Consider the following 1,359-nt stretch of genomic DNA (forward strand, 5'->3'; position numbering starts at 1 on the left):
ATATAATAATCATAGATACTTATTAATCCTCTTATTCTTAGGATATCTTTTGTGATGTAGTATTGTATCCCTGATTTAAGTGCCACAAATTGATAATGGTCTCCCCAACCAGAGACTTTGTCTGCCATTCCTTTAGGCATTCCTAGCTTGGCAAGTCCCCAAAGTCGTTTGCGTTTGGTCTTCCATTGTTTCCATATCACGACCCTTATACGCGTTCTTAAATGCTCGTCAATCCTTTTTAGTCGTGTTTTCATCGAACTTACGCTGTAGTAGTTAACCCAACCTCTTATAACTTGATTTAGTTTCTCAATTCTTTGGGTGAGTGAAACGCTCCAGCTTCGTTTGCTCAACTGCTTTAATTTGCGTTCAAATCGTGCTATCGACTCCTGATGTGGACGCGGTGCCCATTGTCGACTCTTTGTGTTTTTATAAAAACCGAATCCTAGGTATTTAAGTTTGTTTGGGCGCGTTATTTTTGTCTTTGTCATATTGACTTTTAATCCCAGTTTCTGTTCAATGTAGCGAGAAACACTGTACATGACCCGTTTGGCTGCTGCTTCACTTGAGACTGCTATAATGCAGTCATCTGCATATCGCGTAAACTGTAGCCCTCGTTTTGTTAATTCTTTGTCCAATTCGTTTAACATGATATTGGATAGGAGTGGAGATAAATTCCCTCCTTGTGGGGTTCCTTGAGTACTTTCATGATAAACCCCCATGATTTGCACTCCAGCTTGTAAATATTTTCGTATAAGTGATTCAACATCGCCGTCGTGAATAAGTTCATGAACCCGTGACATCAGTCGGTCTTGTGGGACGTTGTCGAAAAACTTTTCAAGGTCAATGTCCACTATCCATTCATAACCATCGTTAAGGTAGCTTAATAACTGCATGATGGCGTCTTCACAGGAACGTCCCGGGCGAAATCCATAGCTATATTCACTGAAGTGAGGTTCGCATAAGGGGGTCAATACCTGTACAATAGCTTGTTGAATAATTCGGTCCATGACAGTCGGGATACCTAAATTTCGCTTACTGCCGTCTGGCTTCGGTATTTCAGCTCTGAGCACTGGGGTCGGTTTGTATTTGCGGTGGATTATCTGACCTTTAATATCTTGCCAGTTTGCTCGGATGTATTGTTCGATTTCATCCACCGTTATACCATCAAGTCCCGCTCTTCCTTTGTTCCGTTTCACTTGCTTGAGTGCAAGTGTCATATTGGAAGTCGATAAAATTTGTAATAATAGTTGCGACATGGTGTGTCTCCTTTCTTGTTTCGCTGTTCCTATTTGTCTTATTTTTTCTGTTATTTCTCCATCAATACGTGATATTGTCCTAACTAGTCAGACATATAAAGGA

General features: G+C 40.7%; 1 protein-coding gene. It reads right to left on the reverse strand.

Annotation, left to right across the window (positions count from 1 at the left end; genetic code table 11):
* A partial coding sequence (ltrA, locus tag GSA01S_RS10190) for a group II intron reverse transcriptase/maturase (protein ID WP_066127279.1) occupies positions 1 to 1,256 on the reverse strand: 1,256 nt, incomplete at its 3' end.
* Positions 1,257 to 1,359 lie beyond the last annotated feature (103 nt).

The organism is Globicatella sanguinis NBRC 15551 (assembly GCF_001552295.1).
Taxonomy (GTDB): Bacteria; Bacillota; Bacilli; order Lactobacillales; family Aerococcaceae; genus Globicatella; species Globicatella sanguinis.